The sequence below is a fragment of the Streptomyces sp. NPDC059224 genome, assembly GCF_042754285.1.
Lineage (GTDB): Bacteria > Actinomycetota > Actinomycetes > Streptomycetales > Streptomycetaceae > Streptomyces.
In genome coordinates this window covers 1-21384 of the sequence record NZ_JBHZAN010000028.1, presented here as the reverse complement: position 1 = coordinate 21384, position 21384 = coordinate 1, and the positions used below count along the sequence as shown (strand labels likewise).

Sequence of the window (21384 nt, the reverse complement as noted above, 5' to 3'; positions counted from 1 at the left end):
AGACGGCGTGGTCGGCCGCCGCGGTCCACGGTCGGACCAGGACCGGTCCCCCCGGCCGAAATTCCCACGCTATGGTCTCTCCGACAGCGACGTTACTGATCGGTAAGGGGATCGGCCATGAAGCTCGGGATCAACCTCGGCTACTGGGGTGCCGGGATGGACGGGGACAACCTGGCCGTGGCGCAGGAGGCCGAGCGGCTCGGTTACGCCGTCTGCTGGGCCGCCGAGGCGTACGGCTCCGACGCCGCCACCGTGCTCAGCTGGGTCGCCGCACAGACCGAGCGCATCGACGTCGGTTCGGCCATCTTCCAGATCCCGGCCCGGCAGCCCGCGATGACCGCGATGACCGCCGCGACGCTCGACTCGCTCTCCAAGGGCCGCTTCCGGCTCGGCCTCGGCGTCTCCGGCCCGCAGGTCTCCGAGGGCTGGTACGGCGTCAAGTTCGACAAGCCCCTCTCCCGCACCCGCGAGTACGTGGAGATCGTGCGCCGGGCGATGAGCCGTGAGCGGCTGTCGTTCGAGGGCGAGCACTGGACGCTGCCGCTGCCGGGCGGTCCCGGCAAGCCGATCAAGCTGACCGTGCACCCCGAGCGTGAGCACATCCCGGTCTACATCGCCGCCATCGGGCCGAAGAACCTGGAGCAGACCGGCGAGATCGCCGACGGCGCGCTGCTGATCTTCCCCTCCGCCGAACACCTGGAGGAGACGGCCGTCAAGTACCTGCGCGCGGGCCGCCAGAAGGCCGGTCAGAGCCTCGACGGGTTCGACGTCTGCCCGACACTGCCGCTCGCCGTGGGCGACGACAAGGACGTGCACACCCTCGCCGACACCTTCCGCCCGTACACCGCGCTGTACGTCGGCGGCATGGGCAGCCGCAAGCAGAACTTCTACAACCATCTCGCCCAGCGCATGGGCTACGAGCAGGAGGCCGCCGAGATCCAGGACAAGTACCTGTCCGGGGACAAGAACGGGGCCGCGGCCGCCGTTCCGCACGACCTGATCGACAAGACCACGCTGCTGGGTTCCGTGGAGCGGATCGCCGACCGGATGAAGGCCTACGCGGCCGCGGGGGTCACCACGCTGTCCCTCGCGCCCGCCGGGTTCGCCCTGGACGAGCGGCTCGCCTCGCTGCGGGCCGGCGCCGAGGCCCTGGAGCGCGCCGGCCTCGCATAAGCGCACCGGCGAGAGGATTCCGCGGCCGTGGTGGGGGCTCGGGGGTCTTCCCCGCCACGGCCGTCACGCGGAACAACGCGCCCGCGCCCGCGCGGTTACGCGCTCGGTGTGACACCGCTGCTCCTCCTTTCGGCCGAGTTCGTCCGCACAGCTGTTGCAGCAGTCAGGATGGGGCATTTGACTCGTTCTCTGCGGGTCTGGTGAGTCCTCCGGAGGGGTGCCCACGATGCTTTCGGCCAAGAGTCTGTTCCTGGAGATCCTCGACAACGACGAGTCCTTCCGGCTCTTCTGCTCCATCGCGGCCAGCGGAGAGGCGCAGGGCGGCTGGGAGAACGCGCGGATCGCCGCGCTGGTACCGAAGACCGAACACGACCTCGCTCCCAAGATCACCCGGCACGGCGCCGACGAGGACAAGCACGGGCGCATCTTCAACGCTCTCATGAAGAAGCGCGGGCTCACCCCCGTGCCGGTCCCGCCCGACACCGACTACACGATGCTCCTGGAGCGGCACGGCATCGGACTCGCCCACGACAAGCTCAGGGCCGACCGGGCGCTCACCGTGCACGACATCGTCACCTACCTCGCCCACAGCCGGGTGACCGAACAGCGCGCCTCGGAGCAGATGGAGCTGCTGCGCAGGTACTTCGCCGACCACCCGGACCTCGGCCGCGCGGTGCGGATGATCTCCGACGACGAGGACAACCACCTCGCCTACTGCCATGAGGAACTGCTGCGGTTCGCCGCCGCCGGGCACGGCCGCGCGATCCAGCGCACCCTGCGCGAGTGCGCGCTCGCCGAGATCAGGATCTACCGGGACGTCAGCCTCGCCGTCATGGCCCACATGGGCCGCATCCTCGGCTGGCCGAAGGGCAGGTCCGCCCTGCTCGCGTTCGGCATCCACGCCGTCTACGCCTACGAGCGCGCCGCCGGATGGCGCCGGATGGTCTCGCTGCGGATGCCGGAGCGCAGGAACGCCCTGGGCGGCCCCACGACCACCGCCCCCGAGTTCGCCTGAGCGGGAGCGGGAGCGGGAGCGGCAGCGGGCCGCCCGGCCGCCGCGTGCCTCACATCCAGCCGCGGCGCTTGAACGTCCGGTACAGCAGCAGCTCCAGGGCGACCATGAGCAGGATCACCGCCGGGTACCCCCAGATCCAGTGCAGCTCGGGCATGTGATCGAAGTTCATGCCGTAGATCCCCGCGATCAGCGTGGGGACCGCCGCCATGGCCGCCCACGCCGAGATCTTCCGCATGTCGTCGTTCTGCCGCACGCTCATCTGCGCGAGATGGGCGCTGAGGACGTCCGACACCAGCCGGTCCAGGGCCTCCACGCCCTCGTTCACGCGCAGCAGGTGGTCATTGACGTCCCGGAAGAACGGGCGGGCGTCCTCGCGCACGAAGGGCACCGTCGTGCCGCTGCCGTACGGGCCCACCCCCGCCAGCTTGGTCATGGGCATCGCCAGCGGCACGGTGGCCCGGCGGAACTCCAGGATCTGCCGCTTGAAGGTGTAGATCCGCGACGCGGTGTGCCGGGAGCCGCCGCCGCTCGGCGAGAACACCTCGGCCTCCAGCTCCTCCAGGTCGTTCTGCAGCTCGGTCGAGACTTCCAGGTAGTTGTCGACGACCGCGTCGGAGATCGAGTACAGCACGCCCGTCGGCCCGTGCTTGAGCAGCTCGTGCTGCTCCTCGAGGTGGCGCCGGATGTCCCCGAGGGGCGAGGGCGTCCCGTGGCGCACCGTCACCACGAAGGAGTCCCCGATGAAGATCATCAGCTCGCCGGAGGTCACCGTGTCGCCCTTCGGCTCGTACGTCACCGGCTTCAGGACGACGAACAGCGAGTCGTCGTACACCTCCAGCTTGGGCCGCTGGTGGGCGGTCAGGGCGTCCTCGACGGCCAGCGGATGCAGCCCGAACTCGTCGGTGACCAGGTCGAACTCGTGCTCCGTCGGCTCGTACAGGCCGATCCAGAGGAAACTGTCGCCACGCGCGCGTGCCTCCGCGAGGGCGTCGGAGAAGTCCTGCGGGGTCTCCGTCCGCCTCCCGTCGCAGTAGATGGCGCAGTCGACGATCACGGAGCGTATTCTCCCGTCGCCCCACCGCCTGCGCACTTCGGCGAACGCCTACCCTGGGCGGCATGCCCACGCTGATCCTCGTAAGGCACGGACGGTCCACCGCCAACACCTCCGGGCTGCTCGCCGGCTGGACCCCCGGCGTCGCCCTCGACGAGCGCGGCACCGCCCAGGCCGCCGCACTGCCCGGCCGGCTCGCCGGGCTGCCGATCGCCGAGATCGTCGCCAGCCCCCTGCAGCGCTGCCAGGAGACCGTCCGCCCGCTGCTGGAGGCCCGTCCCGGTCTCACCGCCCACACCGACGACCGGATCGGCGAGGCCCACTACGGCGACTGGTCCGGCCGCAAGCTCGCCGAACTGGGGGACGAGCCGCTGATGGAGGTGGTGCAGGCGCACCCGTCGGCGGCCGCCTTCCCGGGCGGGGAGTCCATGCGCGCCATGCAGACCCGCGCCGCCGAGGCGGTCCGCGAGTGGAACGCGCGCGTGGAGCGCGACCACGGCGCCGACGCCGTGTACCTGATGTGCTCGCACGGCGACATCATCAAGTCGCTCGTCGCGGACGCGCTCGGGCTGCATCTCGACCTCTTCCAGCGGATCTCCGTCGAACCGTGTTCCATCACCGCGATCCGTTACACCCGCCTGCGGCCTTTTCTCGTTCGTCTCGGGGACACCGGGGATTTTGCCTCCCTCGCCCCCCGCGAGGAACCCGCGGGGGAGGACGCCCCGGTCGGTGGCGGCGCCGGCGCGCCGTGATCGTCAACCGCAGTAGGGTGAAGCGACCCACCTGGTCGCCGACCGGCACCCCGTACGGTCAGCCGCCCTTCCGAACCCACGCACTCTCGATTCCCATGGAGACAGGACGTGTCCCGTCAGGTGTTCCTCTATGATCCGCCGGACCGCTTCGTCGCGGGTACGGTCGGACTGCCCGGACGCCGTACGTTCTTCCTCCAGGCCACGGCCGGCCCCCGGACGACCAGCGTGGCCCTGGAGAAGACCCAGGTAGCCGCGCTCGCCGAACGCATGGACGAACTCCTCGACGAGGTCGTCCGGCGCAGCGGCGGCAACGCGGCCGTCCCCGCCGTCGCACCCACCGAGATCGCCGACAGCGCCCCGCTGGACTCCCCCGTCGAGGAGGAGTTCCGCGTCGGCACCATGGCGCTCGCCTGGGACGGCGAGGAAGAGCGCATGATCGTCGAGGCGCAGGCGCTCGTGGAGCTGGACGCCGACTCCGAGGAGGACCTCGCCGAGGCCGAGGAGCGGCTCCTGCAGGACGAGGAGAACGGGCCCCCGATGCTGCGGGTCCGGCTGACCGGCGCGCAGGCCAGGGCCTTCGCCAAGCGCGCCCTTGACGTCGTCAACGCCGGGCGGCCGCCGTGCCCGCTGTGCAGCCTCCCGCTCGACCCGGAAGGACACGTATGTCCGCGCCAGAACGGATACCGCCGCGGAGCGTGACCGCCGCCGAACTGCTCGCCCACGGTGAGCTGAAGGTACGCGGACGCATCCGCGACGCCTCCAACGCTGCGCTGTTCTGCACGGTCGCGTACGACGGCGAGGAAGCGTCCTGCGTCTACAAGCCGGTGGCCGGGGAACGGCCGCTGTGGGACTTCCCCGACGGCACCCTCGCCCAGCGCGAGGTCGCCGCCTACGAGGTCGCCGTGGCCACCGGCTGGGACCTGGTCCCGCCCACCGTGCTGCGCGACGGCCCCTACGGCGAGGGCATGTGCCAGCTCTGGATCGACGTCGACGCCGAGAGCGCCGACCTGCTCGCGCTGGTCGACGCCGAGGAGCCGGAGCCGGGCTGGAAGGCGATCGGGTTCGCCGAGGTCGGCGAGGGGAAGACCGCGCTGCTGGTGCACGCCGACGACGAACGGCTGCGCCGGCTCGCCGTCCTCGACGCCGTGATCAACAACGCCGACCGCAAGGGCGGCCATCTGCTGCCCACCGGCGACGGACGACTGTACGGCATCGACCACGGGGTCACCTTCAACGCCGACAACAAGCTGCGCACGCTGTTGTGGGGCTGGGCGGGGGAATCTCTCACCACCGAGGCCGTCGAGGCCCTCACAAGGCTGCGTGAGGGCCTCGACGGGGCGCTGGGGACCCGGCTGGCCGAGCTGATCACCGCCGTCGAGCTCGACGCCACGCGCGCGCGTGTCGAGGCGCTGCTCACCACCGGAAGGCACCCGGAACCGAGCGGAGAGTGGCCGGCCATCCCCTGGCCGCCCGTGTGAGGGCCCCGCAGCACATCGCGGACGCAAGATCAAGAGCGCCTTCCCGGCCATCTGGCCTGGTCCGGTTCGTATACCGAACTCAGGTCCGGTTACGCTCATGTACATGCATGCCTGGCCCGCTTCCGAGGTCCCCGCCCTGCCTGGTCAGGGCCGCGACCTGAGGATCCACGACACCGCGACCGGCGGCCTCGTCACCCTCGACCCCGGTCCCGTCGCCCGAATCTATGTCTGCGGCATCACGCCGTACGACGCCACCCACATGGGGCACGCGGCGACCTACAACGCGTTCGACCTGGTTCAGCGTGTGTGGCTCGACTCCAAGCGGCAGGTGCACTACGTCCAGAACGTGACGGACGTCGACGACCCGCTCCTGGAGCGCGCCGAGCGCGACGGCGTCGACTGGGTCGCCCTCGCCGAGCAGGAGACGACGCTCTTCCGCGAGGACATGACCGCCCTGCGGATGCTGCCCCCGCAGCACTACATAGGCGCGGTCGAGGCGATACCCGGCATCGTGCCGCTCGTCGAACGGCTGCGCGATCTCGGCGCCGCCTACGAACTCGAAGGCGACATCTACTTCTCCGTCGAGTCCGACCCCCACTTCGGCAAGGTCTCGGGCCTCGACGCGGCCGCCATGCGGCTGCTGTCCGCCGAGCGCGGCGGCGACCCCGAGCGTCCCGGCAAGAAGAACCCGCTCGACCCGATGCTGTGGATGGCCGCCCGGGAGGGCGAACCCAGCTGGGACGGCGGCTCCCTCGGCCGCGGCCGCCCGGGCTGGCACATCGAGTGCGTGGCCATCGCCCTCGACCACCTCGGCATGACCTTCGACGTCCAGGGCGGCGGCTCCGACCTCGCCTTCCCGCACCACGAGATGGGCGCCTCGCACGCCCAGGTGCTCACCGGCGAGTTCCCGATGGCCAAGGCGTACGTCCACGCCGGCATGGTCGGCCTCGACGGCGAGAAGATGTCCAAGTCCAAGGGCAACCTGGTCTTCGTCTCGCAGCTGCGCCGGGACGGCGTCGACCCGGCCGCCATCCGCCTCGCCCTGCTCTCCCACCACTACCGAGCCGACTGGGAGTGGACCGACCAGGTCCTGGCGGACGCGGTGGCGCGCCTGGACCGCTGGCGCGCGGCGGTCTCCCGTCCGGACGGCCCGGCGGCGGAGGCTCTGGTGGAGGAGATCCGCGAGGCCCTGAGCAACGACCTGGACGCCCCGGCCGCCCTGGCGGCGGTGGATCGCTGGGCCGCGCTCCAGCAGGAGCGGGGCGGCACGGACACGGGCGCGCCCGGCGTCGTGTCACGCGCGGTGGACGCGCTGCTCGGCGTGGCCCTCTGAGGAGACTCCGTGCCCCGCGCGACCCGCCACGACGCGCACGCACGGCGCTCACCTTCGCGGCGGTCGAGAAGGGGCGGTACGCATAACGCGTACCGCCCCTGTCTCAGTCCTCGGAGGTGTCCTCGCCGTCCGGCCCGGGATCCCCGCCCTCCCCGGCGCTCCCGGGCGTGTCGGGCCTCGGCGGACGCGGCGGCCGTGCCTTGCCGGCCGGGTTGCCGGGGCTGTCCCGCAGGTAGGGCGCGCTGTCGGTGCCGTCCGCCGTGGCGTGGCCGCCGGGGCCCGGCGGCGGGTTCACGTCCCGGCGCCGCAGGTAGCGCTCGAACTCACGCGCGATCGCCTCGCCCGACGCCTCCGGCAGCTCGGCGGTGTCCCGGGCCTCCTCCAGCGTCTGCACGTACTCCGCGACCTCGCTGTCCTCGGCGGCCAGCTGGTCCACGCCGACCTGCCAGGCGCGCGCGTCCTCGGGCAGCTCACCCAGCGGGATCCGCAGGTCGAGCAGGTCCTCCAGGCGGTTCAGCAGCGCCAGCGTGGCCTTCGGGTTGGGCGGCTGGGAGACGTAGTGCGGGACGGCGGCCCACAGCGAGACCGCCGGGACGCCCGCGTGGGTGCAGGCCTCCTGCAGGACGCCGACGATGCCCGTCGGCCCCTCGTACTTGGTCTCCTCCAGGTCCATCCGCTGGGCCAGGTCCGGGTCGGAGGTGACCCCGCTGACCGGCACCGGACGCGTGTGCGGGGTGTCGCCCAGCAGGGCGCCCAGGACGACCACCAGTTCCACGCCCAGCTCGTGGGCGAAGCCGAGCAGCTCGTTGCAGAACGAGCGCCAGCGCATGGACGGCTCGATGCCCCGGACCAGCACCAGATCGCGCGGCTTGTCGCCGCCGACCCGGACCACGGACAGCCGCGTGGTCGGCCAGGTGATCTTGCGCACGCCGGCGTCCATCCACACCGTGGGGCGGTTGACCTGGAAGTCGTAGTAGTCCTCGGCGTCAAGGGCCGCGAACACCTCGCCCTTCCATTCCCGCTCCAGGTGCGCGACCGCGGTGGAGGCGGCGTCGCCGGCATCGTTCCAGCCCTCGAACGCGGCCACCATCACTGGGTCGATCAGCTCGGGAACCCCCTCCAGCTCGATCACCCAGCGCCTCCTTCCGACGTACCCTCGCGTACGCCCCAACCTTACGGCGTCCGGCGGGGGCGCCCGCAGCCCCCTTGCACGGGGGAGTGAACGGATCACTGCCCCGTTCGCCGCCCGTGAACACCCCGATCAGGCGAGGAACCGCCCACGGACGGCAAGCGCTTCACAGACTGCTGCGCAGCCACTGCTCCACGCTCGCGATGTGCACGGTCGCCCAGGAGCGGGCCGCCTCCGCGTCCCGGTCGCGCAGCGCGGCCAGGATCGCCCGGTGTTCCCGCAGGGTCCGGGCGACCGCGTCCTCCTGGGTCAGTCCGCGCCAGATCCGGGCCCGGGTGGTGGGCCCCGACAGCCCGTCAAGGAGCGAGCAGAGCACCGAGTTGCCGGAGCTCTGCACGATGCCCCGGTGGAACTCCAGATCGCAGGCGACCAGTTCCTCCACCGAGGGAGCGGCGCCCAGCGCGTCCAACTGGGTCGCCAGCGCGTCCAGTTGCTGCTCGCTGATCCGGGAGGCGGCCATCGCGGTGGCGGCCGGCTCCAGGATCCGGCGCACCGCGAGGAACTCCAGGACCGTGTCGTCGCGGTGGAAGTCCACGACGAAGCTCATCGCCTCCAGGAGCAGCTGCGGGTCCAGGCTGGTGACGTAGGTGCCGTCGCCCTGCCGTACGTCCAGGATCCGGATCAGCGACAGGGCCCGCACCGCCTCCCGCAACGAGTTGCGGGACAGCCCGAGTTCGGCGGCGAGTTCGCTCTCCTTCGGCAACCGGTCACCGGGGCGCAGCGCACCGGAGACGATCATGTCCTTGATCTTCTCGATCGCCTCGTCGGTGACTGCCATACCGGGCCTCCTGGTGGCTTAGACCTCCGATGTCTGGGTCACATTATGCGACCTGGTCAGGCCCCGGTCAGCGGGGCCGCTCGTTCAGGGCGCTCGTCTCCGGCGACTCCCGCGGGCCCGGTGGGGCGAGCGACGTGCTGCCCGGGCCCGCGAGGTACGACTGCAACCGCACATGCCGGAACTCGCGCGTGGAAGCGTTCGGGGAGCGGCTGGTGGCGCGGTGGCCCGGGTCGGGCACGCTACCCGGGCACAAGGCCGCGGGGTACGCGCGTACGCCGGGGCGCGCACACGGAAGAGGGGCGGCTCCCTAGGGGAGGGGAGCCGCCCCTCCAGGACCCGGCACCGGTACGGCGGGGCCGGGGGTTCCGGGGCGCCGGGCCGGCCAGGGCGTACCTGGCGCGCCGCTCGTCCGCCGAAACCGGCGGGCGGGCGCTGTCACTTCTCGTCGAGCAGGTCCTGGACCTTGGCCTTGACGTCGTCCGTGGCCAGGCCGCGGATGGTCAGGGTGGTACGCCGGCGCAGCACGTCGTCCGTGGTCTCCGCCCACTCGTGGTCGCGGGCCCAGACGACCTGCGCCCAGATCTCCGGGGCGTCCGGGTGGACCCGCGCGGCCAGCTCCGGGTGCTCGTTGGCGATCCGGGCTATGTCGAAGGCCAGCGAACCGTAGTGGGTGGCCAGGTGCTTGGCCGTGTCGGCGGCCATGCGCGGGCCGGGGGCCGGGTTGTCCACCAGCAGGCGATGGGCGACGGCGCGGGGGTTGGCCACACCGGGCAGCGGCAGCTTCTTCGGCAGCGAGGCGATCGGCTCGAAGTCGTCGCCCAGGGGGTGGCCCGGCAACGCCTCCAGCTTCTCCATCACGGTGCGGCCGATGTGCCGGAAGGTGGTCCACTTGCCGCCCGCGACGGACAGCATGCCGCCCCTGCCCTCGGTCACCACGGTCTCCCGCTTGGCCTTGGCGGTGTCGCCGGGACCGCCCGGCAGCACCCGCAGGCCCGCGAAGGCGTAGGTGATCAGGTCACGCCGGAGCTGCTGGTCCCGGACCGAGAACGCGGCCTCGTCCAGGATCTGGGCGATGTCCTTCTCGGTGACGGAGACGTCCGCCGGGTCGCCCTCGTACTCCTCGTCGGTGGTGCCGAGCAGGAGCATGTCCTCCCAGGGGAGGGCGAAGGTGATCCGGTACTTGTCGATGGGGGTCGCGAGCGCGGCCTTCCACGGCGCGGTCCGCTTCAGGACCAGGTGCGCGCCCTTCGAGAGCCGGATGGACGGGGCCGCGTTCGGGTCCTCCATCCGGCGCAGGTGGTCGACCCACGGGCCGGTCGCGTTGAGCACCAGCCGGGCGTTGACGCCGAACTCCTCGCCGGAGACGGCGTCCTTCAGGTCGGCGCCCGTCACCCGGCCCTTGGTGAAGCGCAGGCCGGTGACCTGGGCGTGGTTGAGGACGACCGCGCCCGCCTCGACGGCCGCGCGGACCGTCATCAGCGCCATCCGCGCGTCGTTCATCTGGTCGTCGCCGTACACCGCGACGGCCTTGAGGTTCTCGGTACGCAGCTCCGGCACGTCCCGCTGGGCCCGGCCGGGCGAGAGCAGGTGGCCGACGCCGTCACCGAAGGCGGAGAGCGCGGAGTAGGCGAAGACGCCCGCGCCGAGCTTCGCCGCGCCGTGCGGACCGCCCTTGTACACGGGGAGGTAGAACGTGAGCGGGTTCGCCAGGTGGGGAGCCACCTGGCGGGAGACCGCACGGCGTTCGAAGTGGTTCTCCGCCACCAGCTTCACCGCGCCGGTCTGCAGGTAGCGCAGACCGCCGTGGAGGAGCTTGGAGGAGGCGGAGGAGGTGGCGCCGGCGAAGTCGCCGGCGTCGACCAGGGCCACCCTGAGACCGGACTGCGCGGCGTGCCAGGCGGTGGAGATGCCCAGGATGCCGCCGCCGATCACAAGAAGGTCGTACGACGCCTTGGAGAGCTGGTCCCTGGTCTCGGCCCGGCTCGGCAGTGAGCCGGAGGCCGGGTGCGTACCCAGGGCAGGCACGGACTGCAGGGTGGACTGACTGGTCATGTGGGGTTCTTACTCCTCGTCAGAGCTCGATCGTGAGAGCGTGCGCGCTCTCGTCAGCTCTCGTCGTCGATCCAGCCCATGGTCCGGTCGACGGCCTTGAGCCAGTTCTTGTACTCACGGTCGCGGGTCTCCGCGTCCATGCGGGGGGTCCACTCGGCGGCCCGGCGCCAGTTGGCGCGCAGTTCGTCGGTGCTGGACCAGAAGCCGACGGCGAGGCCGGCGGCGTAGGCGGCGCCCAGGCAGGTGGTCTCGGCGACCATCGGACGCACCACCGGGGCGTCGAGGACGTCGGCGAGCTGCTGCATCAGCAGGTTGTTGGCGGTCATGCCACCGTCGACCTTGAGCGCGATCAGCTCGTCGCCGGAGTCCTTCACCATGGCGTCGGCGATCTCTCGGGTCTGCCAGGCGGTGGCCTCCAGGACGGCGCGGGCCAGGTGCGCCTTGGTGACGTACCGGGTCAGACCGGCGATCACACCGCGGGCGTCGGAGCGCCAGTGCGGGGCGAACAGGCCGGAGAAGGCCGGCACGAAGTAGGCGCCGCCGTTGTCCTCGACCGAGAGCGCGAGCGTCTCGATCTCGGCCGCGGTGGAGATCAGGCCCATCTGGTCGCGCATCCACTGCACCAGCGAACCGGTGACGGCGATCGAGCCCTCGAGGGCGTACACCGTCGGCTGGTCGCCGATCTTGTAGCCGACCGTGGTCAGCAGGCCCGCGTAGGAGTTGATGATCTTGTCACCGGTGTTCATCACCATGAAGGTGCCGGTGCCGTAGGTGGACTTGGTCTCGCCCTCGGAGAAGCAGGTCTGGCCGAACAGGGCCGCCTGCTGGTCGCCGAGCGCGGAGGCGACCGGGATGCCGCCGAGCAGCTCGCCCAAGGGACCGCCGGTGACCTCGCCGTAGACCTCGGCGGAGGAGCGGATCTCGGGCAGGATCTGCAGCGGCACGCCGATGGACTCGGCGATCTTCTCGTCCCACTGCATGGTGTGCAGGTTCATCAGCATGGTGCGGGAGGCGTTGGTCACGTCGGTGACGTGCTTGCCGCCGTCGACACCGCCGGTCAGGTTCCAGATGACCCAGGTGTCCATGGTGCCGAAGAGGATGTCGCCCGCCTCGGCGCGCTCCTTGAGCCCGTCGACGTTGTCGAGCAGCCAGCGGGCCTTGGGGCCGGCGAAGTAGGAGGCCAGCGGGAGGCCGGTCTCGCGGCGGAAGCGGTCCTGGCCGACGTTGCGGCCGAGCTCGCGGCAGAGGGCGTCGGTACGGGTGTCCTGCCAGACGATGGCGTTGTAGACGGGCTCACCGGTGTTCTTGTCCCACAGCACGGTGGTCTCGCGCTGGTTGGTGATGCCGATGGCCTTGATGTCGTCCCGGGTGATGCCGGCCTTCTGGACGGCCCCGGCCACGACTTCCTGGACGTTGGTCCAGATCTCGTTGGCGTTGTGTTCGACCCAGCCCGGCTTGGGGAAGATCTGCTCGTGCTCCTTCTGGTCGACCGAGACGATACGGCCGTCCTTGTCGAAGACGATGCAGCGGCTGGAGGTCGTGCCCTGGTCGATCGCGGCGATGAACGGGCCTGCGGTGTGGGCGTCGGTCACGGTGTGCTCCTCGAAGATCCGTGGTGTGTGGCGGTACGTCTGGTGCTTCAGCGGAGGTCTGCTGCCAGCGGAGGTCTGCTTCTAAGCAAAGGCGACGTTGTAGATGCCCGCGGCTATCGCTCCGCCGATCAGGGGACCGACCACCGGGATCCAGGCGTAGCTCCAGTCGGAGCCGCCCTTGTTGGGCAGGGGGAGCAGCGCGTGCACGATACGCGGGCCGAGGTCACGGGCCGGGTTGATGGCGTAGCCCGTCGGGCCGCCGAGCGAGAGACCGATGGAGACGACCACCAGGGCGGTGATCAGGCCGCCCAGCACACCGAGGCCGTTGCCCTTGTCGTTGAGGCCCTGCGTGAGGACCGCCAGGATCAGCACGACGGTGCCGATGATCTCCGTGGCGAGGTTCTGCGCCACGTTCCGGATCTCGGGGCCGGTGGAGAAGATGCCGAGGACCGGGCCGGCGCCCTTCTCCTGCGCCTCGACGGCCTTGGCCGTGGTGGCCTGCGCGCCCGGACCGCCGACGATCTCCCTGTCGGTCAGGTGCGCCTGGAACTGGCCGTAGTAGGCGACCCACACCAGGGTCGCGCCGATCAGCGCGCCGAGCAGCTGGCCGGCGAAGTAGACCGGAACGTTGCTCCAGTCGTCGTCCTTGATCGCGAGGGCCACGGTGACGGCCGGGTTGAGATGGGCGCCGGACAGCGGTCCGGAGATGTAGACCGCCGTCATGACGGCGAAGCCCCAACCGAAGGCGATGGCGAGCCAGCCGGCGTTACGGGCCTTGGAGGCCTTGAGCGTGACGGCGGCGCACACACCGCCGCCGAGCAGGATGAGTATGGCGGTACCGATGGTCTCGCCGATGAAGATGTCGGAGCTGGACACCCGCGACTCCTTTGTCCTTCGTCCAGGGAAGCCGAACCCCGAGTCCCTTCGGGGTGTTGGCGACTCTCGGGGGTGAGAGCGATGCCGGCCCTTGGCGTTGCCACACTCTAGCGCGTATTGCCGTTAGGTGTTCGACAATGCCGACCGATGGACGGGAGTCTCGCCCCGGCGTTACGTGTGCGTCAAGAGTTCTGTTATCGAAAGCGCGATCGTTATTGAGGTGGCCGAGTTGTCGATCTTTGTCGGGATCGTGGGCCGGATGCGCTGCGGTAACCCCACTGAACTGCGCTTTTGCTCAATTTTGTCCACATCGGGGTACGGCTGAGGCCGGTCCGCCGACAGGCGGACCGGCCTCAGGGGTGATCAGCGGCGTGCGGTCAGAACCGTCCCGCGCCGAGGTCCCGTGACACCGCGCGGGCGCAGTCCCGCACCGCTGCGATCAGCTCGGGCTGCAGCTCGCCGTCCTTGTACAGCCGTTCCACCGCGCCGGTGATGCCCACCGCGCCCACCGGCATGCGCCGCCGGTCGTGGATCGGCGCCGCGACCGAGGCCACGCCCTCCCAGGTCTCCTCCACGTCCGCCGCGTACCCGCGCGCGCGGGTGATGTCGAGGATGTGCTCGAAAGCGTCGAGGTCACAGGTCGTACGGTCCGTGAAGGGCTTGCGGTCGGCCTCCAGGGCCTCGCTGTGCGCCACCGGGTCGTAGGCCGACAGCACCTTGCCGAGGGCCGTGGAGTGCAGCGGCTGCATCGCGCCGATCTCCAGCACCTGCCGGCTGTCGTCGGGCCGGAACACGTGGTGCACGATCAGGACGCCCTGCTGATGGAGAACGCCCAGGTAGACGCTCTCCCCGCTGGAGCGGGCCAGATCGTCCGTCCACACCAGCGCCCGGGCCCGCAGCTCGTGCACGTCCAGATAGGTGGTGCCGAGCCGCAGCAGCTCGGCACCCAGCTGGTAGCGCCCGGAGGTCTCGTCCTGCTCGACGAACCCCTCCTGCTGGAGGGTGCGCAGGATGCCGTGCGCGGTGCCCTTTGCCAGACCCAGTGACGAGGCGATGTCGGACAGGCCGAGCCGTCGCTCGCCGCCCGCGAGCAGTCGCAGCATCGCGGCCGCCCGTTCGAGCGACTGGATGTTCCGTGCCATCGCAGTCCTGCCTCCGTCCCCTACGACCCTCGCCGTAAGACTGCCGTAACCGTCGTTCGGCAATGTCGAACACTACCGGTCCATGTCGACTCTCCGCTAATGGTTGGTCGACACGCGTTACACCAGGCGTGGTCCGCGCTCACCCCGCGTGAGGACCCGTCCCCGCCCGAGGCGCGGTTCCGGTGCTCACCTCGGGCGCGGTCCGCGAGCGCGGGCGCGGACGCCGTGGATGGGCGACATACTCGCCCATCCACCGCCCCGTCTGCCGCCTCACCTGCTCCCTCACTCGTCCGCCACATGGACGGCCTGCCCATCCGGGGCGACACCCGGTTAGGCTGGCGCAGTGCGTCCGTGCCCGGGCCCGGCCCGGCGGACCGCATAGCCGACAGCCGTCGCATCCAAGGGAGCCCTTCATGGCCTCGTCGTCGCCGTCCCCTTCCACCGACAGCCGGACCCGTGTGTCCGCGCTCCGAGAGGCGCTCGCCACCCGTGTGGTGGTCGCCGACGGGGCGATGGGCACCATGCTCCAGGCCCAGGACCCGACCCTCGACGACTTCCAGCAGCTGGAAGGCTGCAACGAGATCCTGAACGTGACCCGGCCGGACATCGTCCGTTCGGTCCACGAGGCGTACTTCGACGCGGGCGTGGACTGTGTCGAGACCAACACCTTCGGCGCCAACTACGCGGCGATGGCCGAGTACGACATCCCCGAGCGCGTGTACGAACTGTCCGAGGCGGGCGCCCGGATCGCCCGGGAGACCGCCGACGGCTACGTCGCCCGTGACGGCCGCGGGCGCTGGGTGCTCGGCTCCATCGGGCCCGGCACCAAGCTGCCCACCCTCGGCCACATCGGGTACACCACCATCCGCGACGCCTTCCAGCAGAACGCCGAGGGCCTGATCGCGGGCGGCGCCGACGCGCTGATCGTGGAGACCACCCAGGACCTGCTGCAGACCAAGGCCGCCGTGATCGGCGCCCACCGCGCCCGCGAGATCGCCGGCCTGGACGTCCCGATCGTCGTCTCCGTCACCGTCGAGACGACCGGCACCATGCTGCTGGGCTCCGAGATCGGCGCCGCGCTCACCGCGCTGGAACCGCTCGGCATCGACATGATCGGCATGAACTGCGCCACCGGACCCGCCGAGATGAGCGAGCACCTGCGCTACCTCTCCCGGCACTCCCGCATCGCGCTGTCGTGCATGCCCAACGCCGGCCTGCCCGTCCTCGGCAAGGACGGCGCCAGCTACCCGCTCACCCCCTCCGAACTGGCCGACGCCCACGAGGCCTTCGTACGGGACTACGGCCTCTCCCTCATCGGCGGCTGCTGCGGCACCACCCCCGAGCACCTGCGCCAGGTGGTCGAACGGGTCCGGGGCGTCACCCCGCCCGAGCGCAGCCCGCGCCCCGAGCCCGGCGCCGCCTCCCTCTACCAGACCGTCCCGTTCCGCCAGGACACCTCGTACCTGGCCATCGGTGAGCGCACCAACGCCAACGGTTCCAAGAAGTTCCGCGAGGCCATGCTGGACGCCCGCTGGGACGACTGCGTGGAGATGGCCCGCGAGCAGATCCGCGAGGGCGCCCACATGCTGGACCTCTGCGTGGACTACGTCGGCCGGGACGGCGTCGCCGACATGCAGGAGCTGGCCGGCCGCTTCGCCACCGCCTCCACCCTGCCGATCGTCCTGGACTCCACCGAGGTCCCGGTCATCCAGGCGGGCCTGGAGAAGCTCGGCGGGCGCGCCGTCATCAACTCCGTCAACTACGAGGACGGCGACGGCCCGGAGTCCCGCTTCGCGAAGGTCACCACCCTGGCGCGCGAGCACGGGGCCGCGCTGATCGCGCTGACCATCGACGAGGAGGGCCAGGCCCGCACCCCGGAGAAGAAGGTCGAGATCGCCGAACGGCTGATCGAGGACCTGACCGGGAACTGGGGCATCCACGAGTCGGACATCCTCATCGACACCCTGACCTTCACCATCTGCACCGGTCAGGAGGAGTCCCGGGGCGACGGCATCGCCACCATCGAGGCGATCCGCGAACTCAAGCGCCGTCACCCCGACGTCCAGACCACCCTGGGTCTGTCCAACATCTCCTTCGGCCTCAACCCGGCCGCCCGCATCCTGCTGAACTCCGTCTTCCTCGACGAGTGCGTCAAGGCGGGCCTGGACTCGGCGATCGTGCACGCGAGCAAGATCCTGCCGATCGCCCGGTTCTCCGAGGAGGAGGTGCGGACCGCCCTCGACCTCGTGTACGACCGCCGCGCCGAGGGCTACGACCCGCTCCAGAAGCTGATGGCGCTCTTCGAGGGCGCCACGGCCAAGTCCCTCAAGGCCGGCAAGGCCGAGGAACTGGCCGCCCTCCCGCTGGAGGAGCGCCTCAAGCGCCGCATCATCGACGGTGAGAAGAACGGCCTGGAGGCCGACCTGGACGCGGCCCTGCAGGACCGCCCCGCCCTCGACATCGTCAACGAGACCCTCCTGGACGGCATGAAGGTCGTCGGCGAGCTGTTCGGCTCCGGCCAGATGCAGCTGCCGTTCGTCCTCCAGTCCGCCGAGGTCATGAAGTCCGCGGTCGCCTACCTCGAACCGCACATGGAGAAGTCGGACACCGAGGGCAAGGGCACCATCGTGCTGGCCACCGTGCGCGGGGACGTCCACGACATCGGCAAGAATCTCGTCGACATCATCCTGTCCAACAACGGCTACAACGTCGTCAACCTGGGCATCAAGCAGCCCGTCTCCGCGATCCTGGAGGCCGCCGACGAGCACCGGGCCGACGTCATCGGCATGTCCGGGCTCCTGGTCAAGTCCACGGTGATCATGAAGGAGAACCTGGAGGAGCTCAACCAGCGCGGCCTGGCGGCCAGTTACCCGGTGATCCTGGGCGGCGCCGCCCTCACCCGCGCCTACGTCGAGCAGGACCTGCACGAGATCTACGAGGGCGAGGTCCGCTACGCCCGCGACGCCTTCGAGGGCCTGCGCCTGATGGACGCCCTCATCGGCGTCAAGCGCGGCGTACCCGGTGCCAGCCTGCCGGAGCTGAAGCAGCGCCGGGTACGGCCGGCCGCCACCGCCGAGGTCGAGGAACGGCCCGAGGAGGGCCATGTCCGCTCAGACGTCGCCGTCGACAACCGGGTGCCCACTCCGCCGTTCTGGGACACCCGCGTCATCAAGGGCATCCAGCTCAAGGAGTACGCGAGCTGGCTCGACGAGGGCGCCCTCTTCAAGGGCCAGTGGGGTCTCAAGCAGGCCCGCACCGGCGAGGGGCCGACGTACGAGGAGCTCGTCGAGACCGACGGCCGCCCGCGGCTGCGCGGTCTGCTGGACCGGCTCCAGACCGAGAACCTGCTGGAGGCGGCCGTGGTCTACGGCTACTTCCGCTGCGTCTCCAAGGACGACGACCTGATCATCCTGGACGAGAGCGGCAACGAACGCACCCGGTTCACCTTCCCCCGCCAGCGCCGGGGCCGGCGGCTGTGCCTGGCCGACTTCTTCCGCCCTGAGGAGTCGGGGGAGACGGACGTGGTCGGACTGCAGGTCGTCACCGTCGGCTCCCGCATCGGCGAGCAGACCGCCAAGCTCTTCGAGGCCAACGCCTACCGCGACTACCTCGAACTGCACGGCCTGTCCGTCCAGCTGGCCGAGGCTCTCGCCGAGTACTGGCACGCACGCGTCCGTTCGGAGCTGGGCTTCGCAGGCGAGGACCCCGGCGACATCGAGGACATGTTCGCCCTGAAGTACCGGGGCGCGCGGTTCTCCCTCGGCTACGGGGCGTGCCCGAACCTGGAGGACCGCGCCAAGATCGCGGACCTGCTCCAGCCCGAGCGGATCGGCGTCCAGCTGTCCGAGGAGTTCCAGCTGCACCCCGAGCAGTCCACCGACGCCATCGTGATCCACCACCCGGAGGCGAAGTACTTCAACGCACGCTGAGCCGTACGTGCGCGGCGCTGGGCCGTACGCGTGCGCCACGGAGCCGAGACGCGTGCCACAGAGCGCACTGATCGGATAAGTCGTACACTGGTCGGTCCACAGCAGGCCGGTTCCCCGCATGGGAACCGGCCTGGTCGTCCCTCAAGGAGGTGCGCCCGGATGACCAGTACGGTCCCCGTGCCCGGTACCCGTACGGCGGAAGGCTCGGCGCTTCAGGCTGTGCTCCTCGACATGGACGGCACCCTGGTGGACACCGAGGGCTTCTGGTGGGACGTCGAGGTCGAGATCTTCTCCCGGCTCGGCCACGCCCTCGACGAGTCCTGGCGCCATGTGGTGGTCGGCGGTCCCATGACCCGCAGCGCCGGGTTCCTCATCGAGGCCACCGGCGCCGCCATCACGCTCGCCGAACTCAGCGTCCTGCTCAACGACGGCTTCGAAGAGCGCATCGGCACCGCCCTGCCGCTGATGCCGGGCGCCAAACGGCTGCTCGCCGAGCTCTACGACCAGCAGATCCCCACCGCCCTGGTCTCCGCCTCGCACCGGCGCATCATCGACCGCGTCCTGACCTCCCTGGGCCCCCATCACTTCACCCTCTCCGTCGCCGGTGACGAGGTCTCCCGCACCAAGCCCTACCCGGACCCGTACCTGCTCGCCGCCGCGGGTCTCGGTGTGGATCCGGCCAGATGTGCGGTGGTCGAGGACACCGCCACCGGTGTAGCCGCCGCGGAGGCCGCCGGCTGCCGGGTGGTCGCCGTCCCGTCGGTGGCACCCATCGCCCCGGCCGAACGGCGCACCGTGGTCAGCTCCCTGGAAGAGGTCGACCTGGCATTTCTCCGCGGACTGATGACGGAAATGCGCTAGCCGTTCACCCAGCGTGCAAGTGGCATTCGTGAAATCCCCGCCGTGGTCGGTCAACGGAATTCGCAACTGTTCAACCGGCTGAATTGTGGTCTCCCTCCGGGTCGCGATGCGTGTGATGTTCGCCACATGCGCGAGGGTCGACAACGTTGCCCGGGTGTGCCGCTTCCCCCCTGATCGGGGGGAATTCAGGCACCCTTGTGTCCCGATTGGGGAGACGCTGCACTAATCCTGCCGCCGTCGGGTTTTCGGTCTGTCCGCAGCCGGTTCCACTGCGTGATGGTTCCTCAACTCGGGGGCCAGTGAGTCCTCCTGCGGGCGCGCACTAATGTCATCGCGAGAACATCGCCGTTACCCCCGTGATCCGCTACGACACCCCTGTTTGTCGGATACACGGACTCGAACAGCTCTGGAGAACTTCGAGCATGAACCGCAAGACTTTGGTGCTGCCGGCCGTCATCGGTCTGCTCACTCCGGTTCTCGCCGCGTGCGGTGGATCCGACAGTGGGAGCAGCGGCGACGGCGCGATCGTGGTCGGCACCACCGACCGGTTCACGGCCACGAAGGACGCCCCGGCGCCGATCGACCCCGCCTACTCCTACGACGTCGGCGGCTGGAACATCCTGCGCCAGACGGTGCAGACCCTCATGTCGCAGCCCAAGGGCGACGGAGACCCGGTCCCGGACGCCGCCGAGAGCTGCTCCTTCACCGACAGCGGCAGCGAGCGCTACGCCTGCAAGCTGCGTGAGGGCCTGAAGTTCTCCGACGGCACCACCGTCACCGCCGCGGACGTCAAGTGGTCCATGGAGCGCGCCCTGCGCATCAAGTCCGAGAGTGGCGTCTTCGCGCTGCTCTCGAACATCGACACCATCGAGACCCAGGGTGACCGAGAGGTCATCTTCCACCTCAAGTCGGCCGACGCCACCTTCCCGTACAAGCTGTCCACGCCGGTCGCGGGCATCCTGAACCCGAAGGACTACGCGAAGGACAAGCTGCGCGACGGCTTCGACGTCGACGGATCCGGCCCCTACACCTTCAAGGCCGACGTCCAGAACAACGAGATCGTCTCCGCCACCTTCACCAAGAACCCGAACTACAAGGGCAGCGTGACGGTCAACAACAACCAGGTGGTCCTGAAGTCCTTCAAGGACGCCGACGCCATGGGCGAGGCGATCGACAAGGGCGACATCGACGTCATGACCCGCACCATGTCGCCGTCGCAGATCAGCAAGCTCGACGCCGGCGACGACGACAACGTCGAACTCGTCGAGATGTCCGGCCTGGAGATCCGCTACCTCGGCTTCAACACCGACGCGCCCACGGTCAAGTCCAAGGCCGTCCGCGAGGCGATGGCCCAGATCGTCGACCGCGCCACGCTCGTCGCCAAGGTGTACGGCTCCCAGGCCGAGCCGCTGTACTCGCTGGTCCCGGCCTCCGTGACCGGCCACTCCAACGCCTTCTTCAACAAGTACGGCGACCCCAGCGTCTCCAAGGCCAAGAACCTGCTGACCGCCGCGAACATCACCACCCCGGTGAGGCTGACGCTGCACTACACGACCGACCACTACGGCTCCGCCACCAAGGAGGAGTTCGAGGTCCTGCAGAAGCAGCTCAACGACAGCGGCCTGTTCGACGTCGACATCAAGGGCACTCCCTGGTCGACGTACCAGACCGCCGAGCGCAAGCAGGCGTACGACGTCTACGGCATGGGCTGGTTCCCCGACTTCCCGGACGCCGACAACTTCCTCGCGCCGTTCCTCGGCAAGGACAACTTCCTCGCCTCGCCGTACACCAACAAGAAGATCAACGACACGCTGATCCCCGAATCGCGCCGCGAGGCCGACCGCGCCAGCGCGTCCGCCAGCCTGAACGAGATCCAGGACATCGTCGCCGACGAGGTCCCGGTGCTGCCGCTGTGGCAGGGCAAGCAGTACGTCGCCGCCCGTGACGACATCACGGGTGTCGCCTACGCCCTCAACTCCTCCTCCAGCCTTCAGCTGTGGGAGCTCGGCCGCGGCTCCAGCAGCTGACGACCGGTCACCCGAGGTCGCTACGACGGAAGGGCGCCCCACTCTGAGGAGTGGGGGGGGCGTGGCGTACTGCGGGTGGGCCGGGGGGGGCGTGTCCGGGGCCAAAGTGGGGGCCCGGAGCCACCACCACGACGGC

At 70.2% G+C, this 21384-nt stretch carries 16 protein-coding genes; 9 read left to right on the top strand and 7 right to left on the bottom strand.

All coding sequences use genetic code 11. From position 1 onward, the window contains the following. Window positions 1-117: 117 nt before the first annotated feature. Entirely contained in the window at window positions 118-1173 is a 1056-nt protein-coding gene (locus tag ACFXI4_RS29460; protein WP_362722562.1) for an LLM class F420-dependent oxidoreductase, read from the top strand. Window positions 1174-1399: 226 nt separating this feature from the next. Next, window positions 1400-2188, top strand: coding sequence for a ferritin-like domain-containing protein (locus ACFXI4_RS29455; RefSeq protein WP_362722558.1), 789 nt, complete (start codon window positions 1400-1402; stop codon window positions 2186-2188). Between the two features lie 49 nt (window positions 2189-2237). On the opposite strand, the gene corA is transcribed toward ACFXI4_RS29455, so the two are convergent. After that, window positions 2238-3242, bottom strand: coding sequence for a magnesium/cobalt transporter CorA (gene corA, locus ACFXI4_RS29450; protein ID WP_384996651.1), 1005 nt, complete (start codon window positions 3240-3242; stop codon window positions 2238-2240). Window positions 3243-3304: 62 nt separating this feature from the next. Here corA and ACFXI4_RS29445 point away from each other — a divergent pair, with 62 nt between their 5' ends. The 4 genes from ACFXI4_RS29445 (at window position 3305) to mshC (ending at window position 6802) form a co-directional block, all read left to right on the top strand. After that, a complete protein-coding gene (locus ACFXI4_RS29445) occupies window positions 3305-3991 on the top strand; it encodes a histidine phosphatase family protein (protein ID WP_384996649.1) in 687 nt (228 codons plus the stop codon). 108 nt (window positions 3992-4099) lie between these two features. Beyond that, on the top strand, window positions 4100-4690 hold the full coding sequence (locus ACFXI4_RS29440; RefSeq protein ID WP_351320481.1) for a DUF3090 domain-containing protein: 591 nt from the start codon (window positions 4100-4102) through the stop codon (window positions 4688-4690). Beyond that, entirely contained in the window at window positions 4654-5469 is an 816-nt protein-coding gene (locus tag ACFXI4_RS29435; protein WP_384996646.1) for an SCO1664 family protein, read from the top strand. Before ACFXI4_RS29440 ends, ACFXI4_RS29435 begins: the two co-directional genes overlap by 37 nt. A 103-nt stretch (window positions 5470-5572) precedes the next feature. Beyond that, window positions 5573-6802, top strand: coding sequence for a cysteine--1-D-myo-inosityl 2-amino-2-deoxy-alpha-D-glucopyranoside ligase (gene mshC / locus ACFXI4_RS29430; RefSeq protein WP_384996643.1), 1230 nt, complete (start codon window positions 5573-5575; stop codon window positions 6800-6802). A gap of 103 nt (window positions 6803-6905) precedes the next feature. On the opposite strand, the gene ACFXI4_RS29425 is transcribed toward mshC, so the two are convergent. The 6 genes from ACFXI4_RS29425 to ACFXI4_RS29400 form a co-directional block, all read right to left on the bottom strand. Next, the gene (locus ACFXI4_RS29425; RefSeq protein ID WP_384996641.1) at window positions 6906-7934 is read right to left on the bottom strand and encodes a PAC2 family protein; all 1029 of its coding nucleotides are present in this window, start codon (window positions 7932-7934) and stop codon (window positions 6906-6908) included. A 163-nt stretch (window positions 7935-8097) separates the two neighbouring features. Then, window positions 8098-8769: a FadR/GntR family transcriptional regulator gene (locus ACFXI4_RS29420; protein ID WP_362713817.1), complete on the bottom strand. Its 672-nt coding sequence runs from the start codon at window positions 8767-8769 to the stop codon at window positions 8098-8100. Window positions 8770-9204: 435 nt separating this feature from the next. Further along, window positions 9205-10821 carry an FAD-dependent oxidoreductase gene (locus ACFXI4_RS29415; protein ID WP_384996638.1) on the bottom strand — a complete coding sequence of 539 codons (1617 nt, stop codon included), beginning with the start codon at window positions 10819-10821 and terminating at the stop codon, window positions 9205-9207. A 53-nt stretch (window positions 10822-10874) separates the two neighbouring features. Beyond that, complete coding sequence (gene glpK, locus ACFXI4_RS29410) at window positions 10875-12413, bottom strand: glycerol kinase GlpK (RefSeq protein WP_362713813.1); 1539 nt, start codon at window positions 12411-12413, stop codon at window positions 10875-10877. Window positions 12414-12494: 81 nt separating this feature from the next. Then, window positions 12495-13289, bottom strand: a complete 795-nt coding sequence (locus ACFXI4_RS29405; protein WP_362713811.1) for an MIP/aquaporin family protein — start codon at window positions 13287-13289, stop codon at window positions 12495-12497. Window positions 13290-13666: 377 nt separating this feature from the next. Then, a complete protein-coding gene (locus ACFXI4_RS29400) occupies window positions 13667-14431 on the bottom strand; it encodes an IclR family transcriptional regulator (protein ID WP_384996634.1) in 765 nt (254 codons plus the stop codon). Between the two features lie 413 nt (window positions 14432-14844). Here ACFXI4_RS29400 and metH point away from each other — a divergent pair, with 413 nt between their 5' ends. The 3 genes from metH to ACFXI4_RS29385 all read left to right on the top strand — a co-directional run bounded on the left by metH (window position 14845) and on the right by ACFXI4_RS29385 (window position 21248). Further along, a complete protein-coding gene (metH, locus tag ACFXI4_RS29395; protein ID WP_362718934.1) occupies window positions 14845-18360 on the top strand; it encodes a methionine synthase in 3516 nt (1171 codons plus the stop codon). A gap of 159 nt (window positions 18361-18519) precedes the next feature. After that, window positions 18520-19221, top strand: a complete 702-nt coding sequence (locus ACFXI4_RS29390) for an HAD family hydrolase (RefSeq protein ID WP_384996630.1) — start codon at window positions 18520-18522, stop codon at window positions 19219-19221. Between the two features lie 422 nt (window positions 19222-19643). After that, window positions 19644-21248, top strand: coding sequence for an ABC transporter substrate-binding protein (locus ACFXI4_RS29385; RefSeq protein ID WP_384996628.1), 1605 nt, complete (start codon window positions 19644-19646; stop codon window positions 21246-21248). The last annotated feature ends 136 nt before the right edge of the window (window positions 21249-21384 follow it).